Below are 19629 nucleotides of genomic sequence, written 5' to 3' on the forward strand. Positions count from 1 at the left end.
CCGTGCCGCCCCATCAGGTCGTAAAGCGTCGGCCGGCTTACGCCCAGCACCTCGGACGCCTTGACGATGTTGCCGTCGACCCGCGCCAGCGCCTTGACGATGGCCTTGTATTCGGCCTCGTCGCGCACCTGGCGCAGGTTGATCGGCTCTTCCTCGAAGCCTTCGCCCGGCAGGCCCAGGTCGTCGGCGACGATGGTGTTGCCGTCGGCCATGATCACGGCGCGCTTGATGTAGTTTTCCATTTCGCGCACATTGCCCGGCCAGGTGTAGTTCTCGATGGCCGCGATCGCGTCCGGCGCGAAATGCAGCGACGGGCGCCCTTCCTGGCTGCAGAACTTGTTCTTGAAGTGGTGCGCCAGCAGCGCCGCGTCGCCTTCGCGCTGGCGCAGCGGCGGGATCGTGACCACGATCTCGGACAGGCGGTAATACAGGTCTTCGCGGAAGCGCCCTTGCGCGCACAGGTCCTTCAGCTTCTGGTGGGTGGCGCAGATGATGCGCACGTCGACCGGAATCTCTTCGTGGCCGCCGATGCGCTCGATCACGCGCTCCTGCAAAAAGCGCAGCAGCTTGGCCTGCAGCGGCATCGGCAGGTCGCCCACTTCGTCCAGGAAGAAGGTGCCGCCGTGCGCCAGTTCGACCTTGCCCTTGGTCTGCTTGGCCGCGCCCGTGAAGGCGCCCTTTTCGTAGCCGAACAATTCGCTCTCGAGCAGGTTCTCGGGGATCGCGGCGCAGTTGATCGCCATGAAGCGTTCCTTGGCGCGCGGCGACAGCGCGTGCAGCGCGCGCGCCAGCACTTCCTTGCCGGTGCCCGATTCGCCCAGCACCATCACCGAGGCCGAGGTCGGGGCCACTTTCTCGATGGTGCGGCAGACCTTGAGCATGCCGGGGTCGCGCGAGATCACGCCGCCCAGCGGCGAATCGGCGCCGCTTTGCTGCATGCGGCGGTTTTCCTGCTGCAGGTTGTGCAAAAAGAAGGCGCGCTGGATCACCAGGTTCAGCACCTCGGGGTCGACCGGCTTCTGGTGGAAGTCGTAGGCGCCCATGGCGATCGCCTTGACCGCGTTGCTGTGTTCCTGGTTGCCGGTCAGGACGATCACGCGCGTGTCGGGCGCCAGGGCCAGGATCTGCTGCAGCGTGGCCAGGCCTTCGGTCGAGCCGTCCGGGTCGGGCGGCAGCCCCAGGTCCATCGTCACCACCGCCGGCTCGTGGCGCCGGATCTGCGCCAGCGCCGCTTCGCGGTCGCCGGCCAGCACCACGTCGTAGGCGTCGAGGCTCCAGCGCAGCTGCTTCTGCAGGCCCGGGTCGTCCTCGATGATCAGGAGTTTCGGTTTATGTTGCGTCACTCAGGTTCCCTCTTGGCTGTCGCTGCAGGCGTCAGGCGGCGCGCCCGGCCACCTGCATGCCGTGTTGGTGAAGCGGCAGCAGCACCCGGAAAGTGGTGCCCTGCCCCGGGCTGCTCGTCACTTCCAGGCGGCCGCCCAGTTCATGGATGTATTCGCGGCTCTCGAACACGCCGATGCCCATGCCGGCCGACTTGGTCGACTCGAACGGCTTGAACAGGCGCTCGCGGATGAAGTCTTCGCTCATGCCTTCGCCGGTGTCGGCGATTTCGACCAGCACGCCGGCGCCGTCGGCATGACCCGCGTGGCGCGCCACCCGGATGACGACGCTGCCGCTGCGCGGCGTGGCCTCGATCGCGTTCTGGATCAGGTGGCCCAGCACGCGCTCTAGCCGTTCGCGCTCGGCCAGCACCAGCAGGCCCGGCGTCTCGACCTGCAGCCGCGGATGCGGCTCGAACGCGTCCTTCAGCGCCAGCGCCTGGCGCACCACCTTGTCGATCGCCAGCGGCGCCGACTGCTCGCCGGACTCGCTGCGTCCCAGCTTCTGCAGCAGCAGCTTCATCTTCTGTACCGAGTATGACACGGTCTCCAGCATGTCGGCCTGGAATTCGGGGTTGTCCTTGTGGCGCGCGGCGTTCGCGTTCATCAGCGACAGCTGCGACACCAGGTTCTTCAGGTCGTGCACCACGAAGGTGGACATGCGGTTGAACGATTCGAACTGGCGCGCCACCAGCAGCGCGTCGGCCGCGTCCTGCTGCGCCAGGTGCGCCGCGGCCTGGCTGCCGGCGATTTCGAGCAAGTCGATGATTTCCCAGTTCAGCTTGACCGGGCTGCGCGGCGTGTGCAGCAGCACGAAGCCGGACAGGCTGCCGTGCAGGATCAGCGGCACCACCAGCCAGGCGCGCGGATACTCGGCCAGCCAGCCCGGCAGCGCCAGCGCATCGTACTTGTCCGGGCTGTGGCCGTATTCGTGCAGGTCGACCACCCACTGGCTCGACTCCAGGAACTGGCAGAACGGCGAGTCGGCCGGCTCGGACGCGCTCAGGGCCGGCATGTGCCAGTGCGCGCTCGGCTCGTAGACACCCGATTCGCGCCGCTGCCACAGCGCGCCGCCGGGACTTTCGACCAGCGCCGCCACCGCCTCGATCACGCGCACGCCCAGGCCCGGGCCGGGCTGCGACAGGGTGCGCGTGAAGCGCATCCACTCTTCGCGGTAGTCGTAGTTGTAGCGGTAGAAGTGCTTGCTGATGAAGACCTTGAGCCAGGCGCGGAAGGTGCCCGAGAACAGGATCCCGACCAGCAGGATCAGGGTACCGAACAGGAAGGCGACCTGCATCACCGTGCCCCAGCTGCCGCCGACGAAGCGCAGGTAGTAGCCGGCCGAGCCCATCGCCAGCAGGTAAGTGGCGGAGCCGAACAGCGCCGCCGAATGGAACACCGCGCGGCGCGACAGCGACAGCGGCGAACTCCACGAGCGCGAACGGCCCAGTGCCACCGCCACCAGCGGCACGCTCAGGGTGTTGACCAGGCCGCGCGCGGCCCAGATGTCGGGATCGACCTCGCGGAACAGCATGGTGTGGCTGTACAGGTAAAAATCGTAGGCGAACAGGCCGCCGACGCCGAGGCAGGCGAATTTGACGGCCCAGCGTTCCTGGATCGAGCGGTTGCGGTACACCTGCTCGACCAGCAGCATGCCCCACACCGCCATCGCCACCCGCAGCGCCGCCGGCGCCTGGCCATGCTCGCGCACCTGCGCCAGGTCCCAGTGGCCCAGCAGGTTGGCCAGCAGGCAGCCCAGGTAGACCGCGGCGGCGACTGCCAGCGACGGCCGCAGGCCGAACGGCAGGCGGCTGCCAGGAGCGCGCCAGTTGCCCAGCAGCGCCAGCAGGAACAGCGACCAGCCGGCGTTGCGCAGAATCTCGAAACCGTCGGTGAAACTGGACCACAGGGTGCCGTTGCTCGCTTCCCAGGCCAGCGAGGCCGCCCACAGCACCGTGAACAGGCAGGCCAGGCCGAGCGCGACGCGGTGCGAGGACGCGATGCGGCGCCCGCGCAGCGGCACCCGCAGCGGCACCATCAGCAGCGCGAAGCAGACCGCCGCCAGCGCGTGGCTATATACGACAATGCTGGTCAGCGAAGCGACGTCCATGGGCGGCAGGGAATGCGGGATGGGCGGGACGGAGGCGCCGGCGGCAAGACCGCCGGCTGATGCGCACGCTCGGTCACCGGGTGATCAGCGCCCGCTGCGGAACAGGACGACTTTCAGCGTATTGATCAGGATGAGGATATCCAGGAACAGGCTGTTGTTCTTCACGTAGTACAGGTCGTACTGCAGCTTTTGCAGCGCGTCCTCGGCCGAGGAACCGTAGCCGTAGCGCACCTGGGCCCAGCCGGTGATGCCCGGCTTGACGCTGTGGCGCACGTTGTAATACGGGACCACCTCGATCAGCTGCTCGACGAAGTAGGCGCGTTCCGGACGCGGGCCGACGAACGACATGTCACCCTTGAACACGTTGAGGATCTGCGGCAGTTCGTCGATGCGGGTCTTGCGCATGAAGTTGCCGACGCGGGTCACGCGCGGATCGTTCTGCGCCGCCCACTGCGGCTTGCCGTTCTTTTCGGCGTCGGCGCGCATCGAGCGGAATTTGTGGACGCGGAAGATCTTGCCGTCCTTACCGACCCGTTCCTGCGAATAGAACACCGGGCCGCGGTCTTCCAGCCACACCGCCAGCGCGGCGGCCAGCATCAGCGGGAAAGTCATGACCAGGATGATGCAGCTGCACACCAGGTCGAAGCTGCGCTTCATGAAGGTGCGCACGAAACTCTGGTCGAAGCCGCCGCCGAACACCAGCCACGAAGGCTGCAGCGAATCGACCCGGATCTGGCAGGTTTCGCGTTCGAAGAAGGTGGCGGCGTCGGTGACCTTGATGCCCTGCAGTTTGCAGTCGAGCAGTTCCTTGATCGGGAAGCCGCCGCGCCGGTTCTGCACCGACACCACCACTTCGCTGACGTTGTTGCGGCGCGCCAGCGACACCAGCGAGTCGCCTTCGCGCATCGTCACCAGCTTGGACGACGAGACGCACAGTTCTTCGTTCGGGTTCGGGATGAAGCCGGCGATGTCGTACCTGTGGTAGCGCGACTTGCGGGTGGCCAGTTCGCTGCATTCCTTGGCCAGCGGGCCGCCGCCGAGGAACATGATGCGGGTCTGCAGCAGGCGTGCTTCGGAAGTCTTGAAGAACACCATGCGCGCCAGGAAGATGCCGCAGCCGGCCAGCGCGAACACCAGCAGCATGGTGCCGCGGCCCAGGTACAGCTCGGGCGCCATGTAGAACACCAGCGCCAGGATGATGAAGCCCATCACGAACGAGGGCATCAGCTTCATGAAGAACGGGTGGCGCAGGCCTTCGTCGTAGTCGAGCTGGTACATGCCCATCGCGCTCATGCTGAAGATGATGGCGGCGGCAAACGCGAAGGCCGATGTGAACAGGTGGTCGAGCTGGAGCACCGACCCTTCGTATTCCATCATGCGCAGGGCGACGCCGATGTAGGCGGCGCCGAACAGCACCAGCAGCTCGACAAACAGCAGCACGAATACGATTTTCGACACGTAGTGATTAGAAATCCTGAACACGGTGACCTCCGGGCTTCTTGTTACTTTTCTGGTTCTGCATCGCGTTATTCTTCATAGTGCCGGCCGGTGCCGGCTTCATTGCGCCAGGTGACGGACATACCAGTCCATCGTCTGCTTCAAACCTGCTTCGATACGGTGCGTGGGCCGGTAGCCCAGCAGCGCGGTGGCCTTGCCGATGTTCGCCTGCGAGTGGCGCACGTCGCCGCGCCGGAATTCGGCATACTGCGGACGGTGCGCGCCCACGTGCGGGAAGCGCTGCGCCAGCGCGTCGCGCATCATGCCATACAGCGCATTCAGGCTGGTGCGCTCGCCGAGCGCGACGTTGAACACCTGGCCGGCCGCTTCGCCATCGGCCAGCGCCGCCAGGATGTTCGCCTGCACGACGTTGTCGACGAAGCAGAAATCGCGGCTGGTCTCGCCGTCGCCGTTGATGTACAGCGCGTCGTTGCGGATCAGCGCCCGTGCCCAGCGCGCGATCACCGCGGCGCCCACTCCTTCCGGGTTCTGGCGCGGGCCGAACACGTTGAAGTAGCGCAGGCCGATCGTTTCCAGGCCATAGCTGCGGCCGAACACGTTGGCATACAGCTCGCCCACATACTTGCTCACCGCGTACGGCGACAGCGGCTCGCCGATCCGGTCCTCGGCCTTCGGCAGATCCTGCTGGTCGCCGTAGCTGGCGCTGGAGGCGGCGTATACCACGCGCCTGACCCCGGCGTCGCGCGCCGCCACCAGCACCTGCAGGAAGCCGTCGACATTGGTCGCGTTGGTCGCGACCGGATCGTCGAACGAGCGCGCCACCGACCCCAGTGCGGCCTGGTGCAGCACATACTCCACGCCGGCGCCGTTGCCGCCACACGCCGCAGCACAATCCTGCGCCTGGCGGATGTCGCCTTCGACCAGTTCGAACCGTTCCCACGCCGCGGCGCCGACCGCGGCGCGCACCTGTTCCAGGTTGCGGCGCTGGCCGGTCGCGAAATTATCGAGACCGACCACCCGCTGGTTCAGGCGCAGCAGGGCCTCGACCAGGTTCGAGCCGATGAATCCGGCCGCACCGGTGACCAGCCAGCGATGGCTGTTCCGGGCGAGGTATTGCTGCACGTCCTGGAACTTGTCCACTTACTTTCCCACTTACTTGTCCACTTACTTATCCACCTGCTGGTTCACTTTATAAAGCACTTTCCGGGTTGCGCCGGCCGCCCCCCGCAGGGCGGGCGCGGCCACCGGCTTACAGACGCCAGACGCAGTAACCGGCTTCGCCCAGCGCCTTCGGATCGAACTGCGACTTGACGTCGATGAAGCAGCCGCCCGGGTTCAGCTTGGACTGGAAATCGGTCAGCGACAGCGCCAGCACTTCCTTGTGCGGCACCGCCACGATCACGCCATCGGCCTTCGGCAGGCTGTCCCAGCTCTCCAGCGCGATGCCGTATTCGTGCTGCGCTTCGTCGGCTTCGGCGATCGGGTCGTACACGTGCACGTCGACGCCGTAGCTTTGCAGTTCATAGACGATGTCGGCGACCTTCGAGTTGCGCAGATCGGGGCAGTTTTCCTTGAAGGTCAGGCCGATCAGGTTGACCTTGGCGCCCTTGATGCTGACGCCCGACGAGATCATCGACTTGACGGTCTTCTCGGCCACGAACTTGGCCATGCCGTCGTTGATGCGGCGCCCGGCCAGGATCACCTGCGGGTGGTAGCCGATCATCTCGGCCTTGTGGGTCAGGTAGTAAGGATCGACGCCGATGCAGTGGCCGCCGACCAGGCCCGGACGGAACGGCAGGAAGTTCCACTTGGTGCCGGCGGCCTTCAGCACTTCCAGCGTGTCGATGCCGATCTTGTCGAAGATGATCGCCAGTTCGTTCATCAGCGCGATGTTCAGGTCGCGCTGGGTGTTTTCGATGACCTTGGCCGCTTCGGCGACCTTGATGCTCGAGGCGCGGTAGACGCCGGCGGTGACCACCGTCTCGTACATCTGCGCGATGCGCTCGAGCGACTCGTCGTTGTCGCCCGACACCACCTTGAGGATGTTGGTCAGCGTGTGTTCCTTGTCGCCCGGGTTGATGCGCTCCGGCGAGAAGCCGACGTTGAAGCCGTCTTTCCACTTGAGGCCGGAATGCTGTTCCAGCAGCGGGATGCAGACTTCCTCGGTGGCGCCCGGATACACGGTCGATTCGAAGATCACGACCGCGCCGCGTTTGAGGTTCTTGCCGACCGAGGTGCTGGCGCCGATCAGCGGCGTGAAGTCGGGCACGTGGGCGATGTCGACCGGGGTCGGGACGGCGACGATGACATAGTCGGCCTGGGCCAGCATGGCCGGATCGGTGGTCACTTCCAGGTGACGCGCCGCCTGCAGCTGCTCGGTCGAGACTTCGCCGGTCGGATCGATGAATTTCTTGTAATTCTCGGTTTTGCTCACGGAGAGGTCGAAGCCGATGGTGCGTACCTTCTTGCCAAATTCCACTGCCAGCGGCAAGCCGACATATCCCAGTCCTACTACTGCTACGACCTCATCTGCTTTCATTATCGTTCCGTTCGAGAATTGGGTTTTGCAATTATGCTAACTTTACTATAGCACGGGGGTGCGGCGGTGCTCAACCGAAGCTCAGCTGTTTTGTCGGAGAGTAACAACAATACCGAGATATTGTTACCAATTTTTTACGTCAATACATTAACTATCGACGCAAACTGCATGAACTGTGGCTTTTCAGACCAGTCCGCTACACAGAATGTTGTCACGTTCGCATGGTTGCATGCGCATGACCACCATATCGACCATAAGAAAATTGCTTAGTTAGCATGTCTGTACTTCTTGTGCAATATTAGCATTTTCTGGTGGACAAGCTTTTATTTGCACGAATCGTGCGCAGGGGCATTAACTAGTGATTGATCTAGATAAATGTCCACAATGGATTGTGCTCCCCCGCTGGCGCGGCCAGCGTGCAAGGGCGTGCGAGCAGCATGCAAACGTGTGCGAAGAGCGGCGGCATGGCGGCATCCCTGCGGTCTGCTGAAAGGAAGGACGAGGAATCAATCCGACTGATGAGGCATTGCCATGGCTGGCAGCGGCTGTGACAGCAACGGTGCGGACAATATAGGGAGGAAGGTGGCGCGGCTGGCTGGGATCGAACCAGCGACCCTTGGCTTCGGAGGCCAATACTCTATCCACTGAGCTACAGCCGCGCGGGAGGGGGTACAACGAGTGAGCGAAGGATACAGTCTTTCCGCCGTGCCGTCCATGGGGAACTGCCGTGCTCTGCTTTCAATTTTAGTTACAGTCTGCAAACTTTGAGACTATAATCGGCCGATTGCCGGAGTTTGCATTCCGGCATTGAATTAGTCGTCCCAACGTCAGAGTGGCAGGTTTTTTTAATACCTATTAAGGAAATCATGAGCGACGCACATCAAGAACACCAATCCCTGATCCGGACACCGAAACAGCTGGTCATTGCTGTTGCCGGCTTCTTCCTGGTCATTGTCCTCGGCATCATCCTGCTGGTTTCCTTTGTCACCAACGTGCCCGTCACCGGCGCCGGTACCGACGGCCAGAATGCCGAAGCGATCGCAGCCCGCCTGCGGCCGGTCGCCGAAGCCGGCTTTACCCTGATCGACCCCAACGCGCCGCGCGTGCTGCAGGCCGGCGCCGCCGTCTATGCCGCCACCTGCGCCGCCTGCCACGACAGCGGCGCGGCCGGCGCACCGAAGACCGGCGACAACGCCGGCTGGGGCGCGCGCCTGGCGCAGGGGTACGACACCCTGATCAAGCATGCGATCGAAGGCATCCGCGCGATGCCGGCCAAGGGCGGCAATCCCGACCTGGACGAAGTCGAGGTGGCGCGCGCCGTGGTGTTCATGACCAACAAGAGCGGCGCCAGCTTCAAGGAACCGGAAGCGCCGGCCGCAACCGCGGCTTCAGCTCCGGCGCCCGCCCCTGCTTCGGACACCGCTTCCGACACAGCTGCGGGTGCGCCGGCGTCCGCCGCGACGCCGGCCCCGGCACCGGCACCGGCCGCCGCAACCGCAACTGCCCCCGGCGCAACGCCGGCGGCCGGCCCGGCCGTGGCCAATGCCGACGGCAAGCGCCTGTACGACAGCGCCTGCATGGTGTGCCACGCCGCCGGCGTGGCCGGTGCGCCGAAGCTGGGCGACAAGGCGGCCTGGAGCGCGCGCATCGCCCAGGGCAGCGCCACTTTATATGAGCATGCCATCAAGGGCTTCCAGGGCAAGGTGGGTGTGATGCCGCCGAAAGGCGGATCGCCGGCCTCCGATGCCGAAGTCAAGGCGGCGGTCGACTACATGGTCTTGTCTGCCAAGTAGCGTTTCGATTCGTTACATAATTAATTTACAACAGTTAACTATTTAGTTGACTGGTGGTCATTGCTGAGAAATAATTTCCCTTCATCATCGTCTGTCCAAGACCTTGTCACAATTGCTTGTCTGTTGTAATCAAACAAAATAAATCTGCCAATGCAACGCTTTTCATACGAATAATATTCGTTAAATAGCGGATAAGTTTGTGTTGCATTTGGGAGAAATTCCACACAGAAAGTTTGATTCCTATGGGAATCTCTTTTGCTTTGGCGTAACCTTCTGGTTGTCCCGTGGCGGAAAATTCTCACAGCCACAGCAACTTCTGAAGAGATTACATGTCCACCTCCCTGAACACCCTGGTCGCACGCACCCTGTCCGTCACCCTCTGCGGTACCATCCTCGTCGCCTGCGGCGGCGGTAGCGGCGATGCCACCACCGGCAACACCCTTTCCAGCAGTGCCGCCAGCGTCAGCGCGACCGGCACCGTGAGCACCGACGCCGCCGGCGTCGCCACCACCGATGCAATCAGTAACGCATCGATGGGCACCACCGCATCCAGCATTTATTCGGGCCGCGGTGCATCGGGCCAGACGCCAGCAAAGCCGGACGCCAACGCGCCGGCCATGACCGCGCCAGCCCGTACCATCACCAACGTACGTCTGGAAAACGGCGCCGCCGCCGTCCAGACCAGCGTGCCGTTCACCTTCGGCCAGGTGTTCGCGGCCGGCGATCTGGCCAAGGGCACTGCCCTGATCGGCCGTTTCGACAATGGCGAAACCCTGCCGCTGCAGGTCGATGCCAAGGCCTTCCACCCGGACGGCTCGGTGCGCCATGCGGTCATCTCGGGCGTGGTCCCGACCATCGCCGCCGGCCAGACCCGCAAGATGGACCTGGTCACCGCCGGTTCCCAGTCGGCATTGGCCGGCTCCAGCACCGCCCAGCTCCTGAACAGCGGCTTCAATGCCTCGGTCAACGCCACCATCGCCGGCGTGCGCTACAGCGCGTCGGCCGACGAACTGATCAAGGCCGGCAAGACTACCAGCTGGCTGGCCGGCGCCTCGGCCAACGAATGGCTGGTCTCGGCACCGCTGAAGACCGCCAGCGGCGTGCAGCACCCGCACCTGACCGCGCGCTTTGCCGTGCGCTGGTACGACAGCGCCAAGAAGGCGCGTGTCGACGTCACCGTCGAGAACAACTGGGCGTATGAAGCAGCGCCGAGCAACTTCACCTATGACGCGGAAGTGCTGGTCGGCGGCAAGAGCGTGTACGCCAAGCCGGCCCTGACCCACCTGCACCACGCGCGCTGGCGCAAGGTGTTCTGGCAAGGTGCCGTCAATCCGGACGCCGTGGTCGTCAAGCACGACACCGCTTACCTGATCGCCACCGGCGCCGTCGCCAACTACGATCAGAACCTGGCCATCAAGGAAGCCAGTCTGGCCGCCCTGAAGAGCGGCTGGACTGCGGACAAATCGGAACCGATGAAAGTCGGCAGCGCCAACGGCTACATGCCGAGCACCGGCGGCCGTTCGGATATCGGCCTGCTGCCGGCCTGGTCGGTCATGTATCTGCTGACCATGGACAAGCGCGCCAAGGAAGTTACCCTCGGCAACGGCGACCTCGGCGGCACCTGGTCGATGCACTACCGCGACAAGCTGACCGACCGTCCGATCAGCATCGTCGATTTCCCGTACATGACCATCCAGGGCCGTCCGGGCGACACCCAGAACCCGGTCACCAAGAAGCGCGAATCGTTCCCGGCCTGCGCGACGACCGACGGCTGCACCTCGCCGTTCACGCACGACATGTCGCACCAGCCGTCGCTGGCCTATCTGCCGTACATGGTCACCGGTGACTATTACTATCTGGAAGAGCTGCAGTTCTGGGCGATGTACAACGTGCTGGCACCGAACCCGAACTACCGCGAGCAGGCCAAGGGCATCCTGCAGTCGAACCAGGTGCGTGGCCAGGCATGGGGTCTGCGTTCGCTGCTCGACGCGGCCTACATCACGCCGGATGCGGACAAGCTGAAGTCGCACTTCACCTCGTTCGTGAACAATAACCTGGCGTGGTACAACAAGACCTATAGCGACAATGCTCAGGCGAACCAGCTCGGCGTGCTGCTCAACGGCGCCTTCGCTTACCAGAGCGGTACCGGTGTCGCACCATGGCAGGACGACTTCTTCACCTCGGTGATCGGCCACGCTACCGACCTCGGCTTCACCGAAGCCAAGCGTCTGCTCAACTGGAAAGCGAAATACTCGCTGCAGCGCATGAATGATGGCGGCCTGTGCTGGATCGATGCTGCGATGTACTCGATGAAGATCAAGGACAGCGGTTCGAGCGCGATCTACTCGACGATGAAGCAAGTCGCCGTCGCCAACCAGAGCGAAGCACTGCGCGCCCTGACCTGCGCCAGCGCCGAGATGGCCAAGCTGCTCAAGCTGAAAACGGGCGAAATGACCGGCTACTCGTCGTCGGCGATCGGCTACCCGTCGAACATGCAGCCGGCACTGGCGTACTCGGTCTCGATCTCGGGTGCCCAGGGCCAGAAAGCCTGGAACACCTTCATCACCCGCGGCGGCCAGCCAGACTACACCGGCGCACCGCAGTTCGCAGTGATCCCGCGCTGATCTCCGGATCATGTCAGCCAACCCGGTAGCTCATCACTACCGGGTTTTTTATATCCGCTCAGCATTGTGCTGCGCCGCCGCGGTTACCCCGAACAAGCAACTTTTCGTCATGCCCATCAATAGAAAATGACGTTTTTTAGCGACTTTTTAGGCGCTGATAAGATCACAAGCATTCTTTGCTTTCCCTATGAAAAGCATTGCCCCAAGCTGGATTCTTACAATTGGTAACGTTCTTTCCGGCTGGAATTGGGGTATTCTGAATGTGTCGCAGGAAATCTCCAGATTACACAATCGTCAAGTCAAGGACTCTCTTCCCATGCAAGCTCAACTCCTTTCCCTGTCCCGCATGTCGCTGGCCGTGTTGTCGCTGGCTGCCATCGTCCCGGCTTCGGCCGCCACCCTGTCGGTCGGTGCCGGCAAGACCTACACCACCCCATGCAAGGCTTTCGCCGTGGCCAAGGCCGGCGACATCGTCGAAATCGCCGGCAACGCCACCTATAGCGGCGACGTGTGCGGCATCAAGCCGGCCAACCTGACCATCCGCGGCGTCAACGGCCGCCCGAAGATCGATGCCGCCGGCAAGAACGCAATGGGCAAGGCGATCTGGGTAGTCCAGGGCAACAACATCACCATCGAAAACGTCGAGATGTACGGCGCCAAGGTAAAGGACAAGAACGGCGCCGCACTGCGCCTGGAAGGCACCAACTTCACGCTGCGTTCGTCCTTCCTGCACGATAACGAAAACGGCATCCTGAGCGGCGCCAACACCGCCAGCAAGATCGTCATCGAAAACACCGAGTTCGGTCACAACGGCGAAGGCAGCGGCCAGACCCACAACGTGTACATCGGCAATGTCGGCAGCCTGACCTTCCGCTACAACTTCTCGCACGACGCCGTGGTCGGCCACAACCTGAAGTCGCGCGCCCGGGTCAACACCATCGCCTACAACCGCTTCTCGACCACCGCGCCGGGCGAAAAAGGCACTACCGCAACCGGCAAGCCGAGCTACGAGATCGACCTGCCGAACGCCGGCACCTCGTACGTGATCGGCAACGTGATCCAGCAGCCGGCCTCGCACAGCAATCCGGCCCTGGTGTCGTACGGCGTCGAAGGCGCGAGCAACCCGGGTCACGACCTGTACGTGGTGAACAACACCTTCCTGAACGACGACAGCGCGCGTGGCAACTTCGTATTCGTCGGCAGCGGTGTGACCAAGAAGATCCTGCTGCAGAACAATATCTTCAGCGGCACCGGCACCCTGACCAACCAGGTCGGCGCGGTCGAGAAGACCAACTACCGTTCGGTGGCGCCGGGCTTCGTCAACCGTCTCGCCTACAACCTGATCCCGACCGTCAACGCGCTGGTGATCGGCGCCGCGTCGGACCCGGGCAAGGCGGCCAGCGGCTTCGCGCTCAAGCCGACCGCCGTGTACGTGCACCCGGCCGCAGGCGCCACCCGTCCGGTCGTGGGCAAGCTCGATATCGGCGCCTACGAGTCGGCGCTGTAAGAAGAGTCTGCAGGCAGGCGCCGCGCAAGCGGCGCTGCAACGAAAAAGGGCAGCCCAGGCTGCCCTTTTGCTTTGTGTGCCGGATTGCGGCTCAGCTGCGCCAGCCGCGGTACCAGTCGCGGTAATGCGACAGCCCGGTCTCCAGCGGCGTGGCCGGCTTGTAGCCGACCCATTCCTGCAGGCGGCTGGTGTCGGCGTGGGTGGCCGGCACGTCGCCGGCCTGCATCGGCTGGAAATCCAGCTGCGCCTCCACACCCAGCACGCGCTCGAGGGTGCGCACGAAGTCCAGCACCATCACCGGCTGGTTGTTGCCGATATTGAAGACCGCATGGCGCGCCTTGCCACCCTGCTCCGGCTGCGGCTTGAACAGCAGGCGCACCACGCCTTCGACGATGTCGTCGATATAGGTGAAGTCGCGCGTCAGCTTGCCTTCGGCGAACACCGGGATCTTCTCGCCGCGCACCATCTTTTCGGTAAAGCTGAAGTAGGCCATGTCCGGACGGCCCCAAGGGCCGTAGACGGTGAAGAAGCGCAGGCCGGTGGCCGGGAAGCCGTACAGGTGGCTGTACGAATACGCCATCAGCTCGTTGGCCTTCTTGGTCGCCGCATACAGCGAGACCGGCTCGTCGACCTGGTCGGCTTCGCTGAACGGCACCTTGGCATTGCTGCCGTAGACGCTGCTGCTGCTGGCGTACAGCAGGTGCTCGACCTTGTGCTGGCGGCAGGCTTCCAGGATATTGCCGAAACCGACCAGGTTCGACTGGATATACGCCGACGGATTTTCCAGCGAATAGCGCACGCCGGCCTGGGCCGCGAGGTGCACCACCAGTTCCGGCTGCACGCGCTCGAACAGCGCCACCAGTGCCGCGTTGTCGGCAATATCGACTTTTTCGCAGGCGATGCCGCCAGGCTGCAGCAGGGCCGCGACCCGGTCATGCTTGAGTTGCGGATCGTAATAGTCGTTGAAATTGTCGCAGCCGGTCACCTGGTGGCCCATCGCCGCCAGGCGGGCGGCGACGAAACTGCCGACGAAGCCGGCGGCGCCGGTGACCAGGATGCGGCGGCCGCTCATTGCGCCCTCGCCTGCACCGCGCGCCCGATGCCTTCGTAGGCCAGGCCGGCGGCGGCAACGGTGTGCGGATCGTAGATGTTGCGGCCGTCGAACACGGCGCGGTGCTTCAGCGTCTGGGCCAGCGATTTCCAGTCCGGCGAGCGGAATTCCTTCCATTCGGTCACCAGGACCAGCACGTCGGCGCCGCGCACCGCTTCCTCGGCCGAGGCGGCGATGGTCAGGAATTCGGCGCACTTGCCTTCGCCATGCTCGGCGTTCAGCACGCGCAGCGCTTCCGTGCTCGCCACCGGATCGTAGGCAACCACGCGCGCGCCGGCCGCGAACAGGGCGCGGATCAGCACCAGGCTCGGCGCTTCACGCATGTCGTCGGTGTTCGGCTTGAACGACAGGCCCCACAGGGCGATCGTCTTGCCGCGCAGATTGGCTTCGCCATCGAAGAAGCGGCACACCTTGCGGTACAACACGTTCTTCTGCAGGTCGTTGACGCGCTCGGTCGCTTCCAGGATGTGCAGCTGCTGGCCGTGGCCGCCTGCGGTCTTGACCAGCGCCTTGACGTCTTTCGGGAAGCACGAACCGCCATAGCCCATGCCGGCGTACAGGAATTGCGAACCGATGCGCGGGTCCATGCCGATGCCCTGGCGCACCGCTTCGATGTCGGCGCCCAGCAGTTCGGCCAGGTTCGCCAGTTCGTTCATGAAGCTGATGCGGGTGGCCAGCATGGCGTTCGCCGCGTACTTGGTCAGCTCGGCCGAACGCACATCCATCACCACCAGCTTTTCGTGGTTGCGGCTGAACGGCGCGTACAGCTGGCGCATCAGGGTGGTGGCTTCCTGGTCGTCGCTGCCGACCACGATGCGGTCGGGCCGCATGAAGTCGTTGATGGCGGCGCCTTCCTTCAGGAATTCCGGATTGCTGACCACGGTGAAGGCGACCTGCGCGCCGCGCTTGTCGATTTCTCCCTTGACGGCCTGGCGCACCAGGTCGGCGGTGCCGACCGGCACGGTCGACTTGTCGACGATCACGATCGGCTTGTCGATGCGCTGGCCGATCTGGCGCGCCGCTTCCAGGATGTGGGTCAGGTCGGCGCTGCCGTCTTCGTCCGGCGGGGTGCCGACCGCCAGGAAGATCACGTCGGCATGCGCCACCGCGTCATCGTAGCTGGTCGAAAAATGCAGGCGGCCGGCGCCGGCATTGGCGATGACCATGCTGTCCAGGCCCGGCTCGTGGATCGGGATCTGCCCGTCCTTGAGCATCTGGATCTTGCTGGCGTTGATGTCGAGGCACAGGACGTTATTGCCGACGTCGGCAAAACATGCTCCCGAGACCAAGCCCACGTAACCGGTACCGATAACTGAAATTTTCATGAGAGTTCTTATCCAGAGTAGACGCCTGTGGCAGGCACGAGGATTGTAGAGTTGCTTGCGCGAAATCTGCCACACGGTTGCGGCAGCCCCGGCCTGGCCCTGCTCCGGGTTGTGTTTCAGCACATAAAATGATGATCGGAAATTATTATATTGTAAATTTCCCGCGATTCGATTGAGATTCGGTTGAGGTTTGAGAAGAAATGAAATATCTTGCAACAAACATTTCTATACTTGCCTACGAGAAGTTACGCTAGGCCCACGATTTTTCAGCATGAAACTCCTGACCTTCAGTTCCCTGTTCCCGAATGCCGTGCGTCCGAATCACGGCATCTTCGTCGAGACCCGCCTGCGCTACCTGCTGGCCAGCGGCCAGGTCGAGTCGCGCGTGGTCGCCCCGGTGCCCTGGTTCCCGTTCAAGCACCCGCGCTTCGGCGAGTATGCCCACTTCGCCCAGGTGCCGGACCGCGAAGTCCGCTACGGCATCGACGTCCAGCACCCGCGCTACCTGCACTTCCCGAAGATCGGCATGGAGATGGCGCCGGGCCTGATGGCGGCCTGCGTCAAGCCGGTCATCGGCCGCATGATCGACGAAGGCTACGATTTCGACGTGCTCGACGCCCACTACTTCTATCCGGACGGCGTGGCCGCGGTCAAACTGGGCAAGTACTTCAACAAGCCGGTGGTGATCACCGCGCGCGGTACCGACATCAACCTGATCCCGCAGTTCGCGCGGCCGCGCTCCATGATCCTGGAAGCGGCGTCGCAGGCCGACGGCATCATCACGGTGTGCAACGCGCTCAAGGACGAGATGGTGGGCCTGGGCGTGGCGCCGGACCTGATCACGCCGCTGCGCAACGGCGTCGACCTGCAGCGCTTCGCGCCGCTGGACCGCGCCGCCGCGCGCGCCGAACTGGGCATCGACGGCTTCACCCTGATTTCGGTCGGCGTGCTCGATCCGCGCAAGGCGCACGACATGACCATCCGCGCCCTCGGCCTGCTGCCGGGCGTGAAGCTCCTGATCGCGGGGATCGGCCCGGAGCGCAAGCGCCTGGAAACCCTGGCCGTGGAAACGGGCGTGGCCGATCGCGTCAAGTTCCTGGGCCCGGTGGCGCAGACCGAACTGAAAAAGTATTACAACGCCGCCGACGCCATGGTGCTGGCCTCGAGCCGCGAAGGCTGGGCCAATGTGCTGCTCGAATCGATGGCCTGCGGTACGCCGGTGGTGGCCAGCAATGTGTGGGGCACGCCGGAAGTGGTGGCCGCGCCCGAGGCGGGCGTGCTGATGGCCGAGCGCACCCATGAAAAGCTGGCCGAAGCGGTGATGCAGCTGCGCGCCAACTATCCGGACCATGCGGCGACGCGCCGTTATGCCGAAAAGTTCAGCTGGGACGACACCACCGCCGGCCAGCTGGCGATCTTCTCGCGCTTGGCCGAAGGCCGGCGCGGCGCCGCGGCCGGGATGGCGCGTCAGGCGGCGTGAGTCGCAATAACGCTGTTCCTTCGCTCACCTAAAAACCGTCATTCCCGCGCAGGCGGGAACCCAAGTTTTCGTGCGCAGCCACTTAGCTCTGAGCTAGCGGTGTGCATCGAACTTAGGTTCCCGCCTGCGCGGGAATGACGGTCTTGAGGCAAACAATCCTGGTACAGGTGTCATGGTGGTGCCGACATATTATCGGCACTATCCACACCACTTACCAGATGATCACGCGCTCCTTCGGCGCCAGGTACATCTTGTCCCCTGCCTTGACCCCGAACGCCTCGTAGAAGCCCGGCTGGTTCTTCACCGTGCCGTTGGCGCGGTATTGCGCCGGCGAGTGCGGGTCGGTCTTGATCTGGGCGATCTGCGCCGGCTCGCGCATCTTGGCGCGCCATACCTGGGCCCAGCCCATGTAGAAGCGCTGGTCGCCGGTGAGCTTGTCGATGGTCGGCGCCGGCTTGCCCTTCAGCGACAGCTTGTAAGCTTTATAGGCGATCGCCAAGCCCGAGTTGTCGCCGATGTTTTCGCCCAGCGTCAGTTCACCGTTGACATGGTAGCCCGGCAGCGGGCTGAAGGCGGCGTACTGCGCGATCAGGGCCTTGGTCTTTTCGCCGAAGCGCTTGCCGTCTTCCTCGGTCCACCAGTTGCGCATATTGCCGTCGCCGTCGTACTGCGAACCCTGGTCGTCGAAGCCGTGGCTGATCTCGTGACCGATCACGGCGCCGATGCCGCCGTAGTTCACCGCGTCGTCTGCCTTGGCGTCGAAGAATGGCGGCTGCAGGATCGCGGCCGGGAACACGATCTCGTTCAGTTCCGGGTTGTAGTAGGCGTTGACGGTTTGCGGCGTCATGCCCCACTCGTCGCGGTCGATCGGTTTGCCCAGCTTGTTCAGTTCGCGGTTGTACTCGACTTCGCGCGAACGCATCACGTTGCCCACCAGGTCGTCGCGCTTGACCGTCAGCGCGGTGTACTCTTTCCACTTGCTCGGGTAGCCGATCTTGGGCGTGAACTTGGCCAGCTTGGCCTGCGCTTCCTTCTTGGTCGCAGGGCTCATCCAGTCGAGGGTGTCGATCGACTGCTTGTAGGCAGCCAGCAGGTTGTTCACCAGCTCTTCCATGCGCGCCTTGCGCTCGGCCGGGAAGTGCTCTTTCACGTACAGCTTGCCCACCGCGTCGCCCAAGCTCGATTCCAGCGTCGACACGCCGCGCTTCCAGCGCGGTTCCAGCTGCGGGATGCCGGCCAGCGTGGTGCCGTGGAAGGCGAAACGCTGGTCCACGAAGGCCTTCGACAGGTAGCTGGCGTAGCCGTTCACCACGTGCAGCTGCAGGTAGGCCTGCCAGGTCGACAGCGGGACGCGGTTCAGGACTTCGGCGAAGCCCTTGAAGAAGCTCGGCTGGCTGACGATCACGTAGTCGGTCTTGCCCTGGATGCCGGAGGCGGCCAGCCACGCGTTCCAGTCGAAGCCCGGGGCCATCGCGGCCAGCTTGGACAGTTCGACCTTGTTGTAGGTCTTGATTGGATCGCGGTTCTCGACCTTGGTCCACTGCACCTTGGCCAGTTCGGTTTCCAGCTCGACGATGGCTTTCGCATCGGCAGCGGCGTTCTTGCCGCCGGCCAGCGTCAGCATCTTCTCGATGTGCTGCTGGTACTTGGTGCGGATCTCCGCCAGCTTGGCGTCGTCCGTTTTCAGGTAGTAGTCGCGGTCCGGCATGCCCAGGCCGTCCTGGTGCAGATCGGCCACGTATCTGGTCGAATCCTTGGCGTCCTGGTGGATGTAGAACGACAGCGGCACGTTGACGCCGATGCGGTTCAGCTGCGCGAACAGCGCCGGCAGCGCGGCCTTGTCCTTGACCGCGGCAATGCGCGCCAGCTGCTCGTTCAGCGGCGCCACGCCCAGCTGCTCGAGGCGTGCTTCGTCCATGTAGCTGGCGTAGAAGTCGCCGATCTTGCGCACTTCGGTGCCGGCGGTGGCGTTCTTGTCGGCCACGGCGCGCTCGATGATGGCGCGCAGCTGCGGCTGGGTGTCGTCGGCCAGCTTGTGGAAGGCGCCCCAGCTCGATTTGTCGGCCGGGATCTCGACGCTTTTCAGCCACTTGCCGTTGACGTGCTCAAAGAAGTCGTCCTGGGCGCGCGCGCTTGGCTCGATGTATTGCAGCGCGATGCCGGTGGTGAGGGTGGCGTTCTTTGCAGCCGGCGCATTCGACTGCGCCTGTGCCAGCGAGGCCACCAGCAGCAGTGCGGCAGCGCTCATCAGATGTCGTTTCATGTTCTCTCCGTTTTTTTGATGGAAAACGGGCCGGCGCATT

12 protein-coding genes and 1 tRNA gene are annotated in these 19629 nt (G+C 63.8%); 4 read left to right on the plus strand and 9 right to left on the minus strand.

Annotated elements, in window-relative coordinates:
- From prsR to RTQ83_RS11555, 6 genes are all read right to left on the minus strand, one after another.
- The coding region (gene prsR, locus RTQ83_RS11530; protein WP_312514477.1) for a PEP-CTERM-box response regulator transcription factor at nucleotides 1–1343 on the minus strand (1343 nt) is incomplete at its 3' end.
- A 31-nt stretch (nucleotides 1344–1374) separates the two neighbouring features.
- Complete coding sequence (gene prsK, locus RTQ83_RS11535; protein ID WP_312514479.1) at nucleotides 1375–3489, minus strand: XrtA/PEP-CTERM system histidine kinase PrsK; 2115 nt, start codon at nucleotides 3487–3489, stop codon at nucleotides 1375–1377.
- An 84-nt stretch (nucleotides 3490–3573) separates the two neighbouring features.
- Nucleotides 3574–4971, minus strand: a complete 1398-nt coding sequence (locus RTQ83_RS11540) for a TIGR03013 family XrtA/PEP-CTERM system glycosyltransferase (protein WP_312514481.1) — start codon at nucleotides 4969–4971, stop codon at nucleotides 3574–3576.
- Between the two features lie 75 nt (nucleotides 4972–5046).
- Nucleotides 5047–6087, minus strand: a complete 1041-nt coding sequence (locus tag RTQ83_RS11545; RefSeq protein WP_312514483.1) for an SDR family oxidoreductase — start codon at nucleotides 6085–6087, stop codon at nucleotides 5047–5049.
- A 109-nt stretch (nucleotides 6088–6196) separates the two neighbouring features.
- Nucleotides 6197–7486, minus strand: a complete 1290-nt coding sequence (locus RTQ83_RS11550) for a nucleotide sugar dehydrogenase (RefSeq protein ID WP_312514485.1) — start codon at nucleotides 7484–7486, stop codon at nucleotides 6197–6199.
- A gap of 583 nt (nucleotides 7487–8069) precedes the next feature.
- A tRNA-Arg gene (locus RTQ83_RS11555) sits at nucleotides 8070–8145 on the minus strand.
- 207 nt (nucleotides 8146–8352) lie between these two features.
- Between RTQ83_RS11555 and RTQ83_RS11560 the strand changes: the two genes are divergently transcribed.
- The 3 genes from RTQ83_RS11560 to RTQ83_RS11570 all read left to right on the plus strand — a co-directional run bounded on the left by RTQ83_RS11560 (nucleotide 8353) and on the right by RTQ83_RS11570 (nucleotide 13410).
- Entirely contained in the window at nucleotides 8353–9279 is a 927-nt protein-coding gene (locus RTQ83_RS11560) for a c-type cytochrome (RefSeq protein ID WP_312514487.1), read from the plus strand.
- A 329-nt stretch (nucleotides 9280–9608) separates the two neighbouring features.
- On the plus strand, nucleotides 9609–11903 hold the full coding sequence (locus tag RTQ83_RS11565) for a hypothetical protein (RefSeq protein WP_312514489.1): 2295 nt from the start codon (nucleotides 9609–9611) through the stop codon (nucleotides 11901–11903).
- Nucleotides 11904–12219: 316 nt separating this feature from the next.
- A complete protein-coding gene (locus tag RTQ83_RS11570) occupies nucleotides 12220–13410 on the plus strand; it encodes a hypothetical protein (RefSeq protein ID WP_312514491.1) in 1191 nt (396 codons plus the stop codon).
- A 91-nt stretch (nucleotides 13411–13501) separates the two neighbouring features.
- Here the strand turns inward: RTQ83_RS11570 and RTQ83_RS11575 are convergent, their stop codons facing one another.
- Together RTQ83_RS11575 and RTQ83_RS11580 are read right to left on the minus strand one after the other, a co-directional pair.
- Complete coding sequence (locus RTQ83_RS11575) at nucleotides 13502–14482, minus strand: NAD-dependent epimerase/dehydratase family protein (protein ID WP_312514493.1); 981 nt, start codon at nucleotides 14480–14482, stop codon at nucleotides 13502–13504.
- Nucleotides 14479–15846, minus strand: a complete 1368-nt coding sequence (locus tag RTQ83_RS11580; protein ID WP_312514495.1) for a UDP-glucose/GDP-mannose dehydrogenase family protein — start codon at nucleotides 15844–15846, stop codon at nucleotides 14479–14481. The genes RTQ83_RS11575 and RTQ83_RS11580 overlap by 4 nt, the downstream gene beginning before the upstream one ends.
- A 271-nt stretch (nucleotides 15847–16117) precedes the next feature.
- Between RTQ83_RS11580 and RTQ83_RS11585 the strand changes: the two genes are divergently transcribed.
- On the plus strand, nucleotides 16118–17326 hold the full coding sequence (locus RTQ83_RS11585) for a glycosyltransferase family 4 protein (protein ID WP_312514497.1): 1209 nt from the start codon (nucleotides 16118–16120) through the stop codon (nucleotides 17324–17326).
- Nucleotides 17327–17537: 211 nt separating this feature from the next.
- On the opposite strand, the gene RTQ83_RS11590 is transcribed toward RTQ83_RS11585, so the two are convergent.
- The gene (locus RTQ83_RS11590; protein WP_312514499.1) at nucleotides 17538–19589 is read right to left on the minus strand and encodes a M13-type metalloendopeptidase; all 2052 of its coding nucleotides are present in this window, start codon (nucleotides 19587–19589) and stop codon (nucleotides 17538–17540) included.
- Between the last annotated feature and the right edge of the window lie 40 nt (nucleotides 19590–19629).

This window comes from Massilia sp. (genome assembly GCF_031995545.1).
GTDB lineage: Bacteria > Pseudomonadota > Gammaproteobacteria > Burkholderiales > Burkholderiaceae_D > Telluria.

Coding starts and splice junctions, on each gene's coding strand:
- RTQ83_RS11565 (WP_312514489.1), top strand. CDS start 9,609: ATGTCCACCTCCCTGAACACCCTGGTCGCACGCACCCTGTCCGTCACC.
- RTQ83_RS11550 (WP_312514485.1), bottom strand. CDS start 7,486: ATGAAAGCAGATGAGGTCGTAGCAGTAGTAGGACTGGGATATGTCGGC.
- RTQ83_RS11590 (WP_312514499.1), bottom strand. CDS start 19,589: ATGAAACGACATCTGATGAGCGCTGCCGCACTGCTGCTGGTGGCCTCG.
- RTQ83_RS11570 (WP_312514491.1), top strand. CDS start 12,220: ATGCAAGCTCAACTCCTTTCCCTGTCCCGCATGTCGCTGGCCGTGTTG.
- RTQ83_RS11585 (WP_312514497.1), top strand. CDS start 16,118: ATGAAACTCCTGACCTTCAGTTCCCTGTTCCCGAATGCCGTGCGTCCG.
- prsK (WP_312514479.1), bottom strand. CDS start 3,489: ATGGACGTCGCTTCGCTGACCAGCATTGTCGTATATAGCCACGCGCTG.
- RTQ83_RS11560 (WP_312514487.1), top strand. CDS start 8,353: ATGAGCGACGCACATCAAGAACACCAATCCCTGATCCGGACACCGAAA.
- RTQ83_RS11575 (WP_312514493.1), bottom strand. CDS start 14,482: ATGAGCGGCCGCCGCATCCTGGTCACCGGCGCCGCCGGCTTCGTCGGC.
- RTQ83_RS11580 (WP_312514495.1), bottom strand. CDS start 15,846: ATGAAAATTTCAGTTATCGGTACCGGTTACGTGGGCTTGGTCTCGGGA.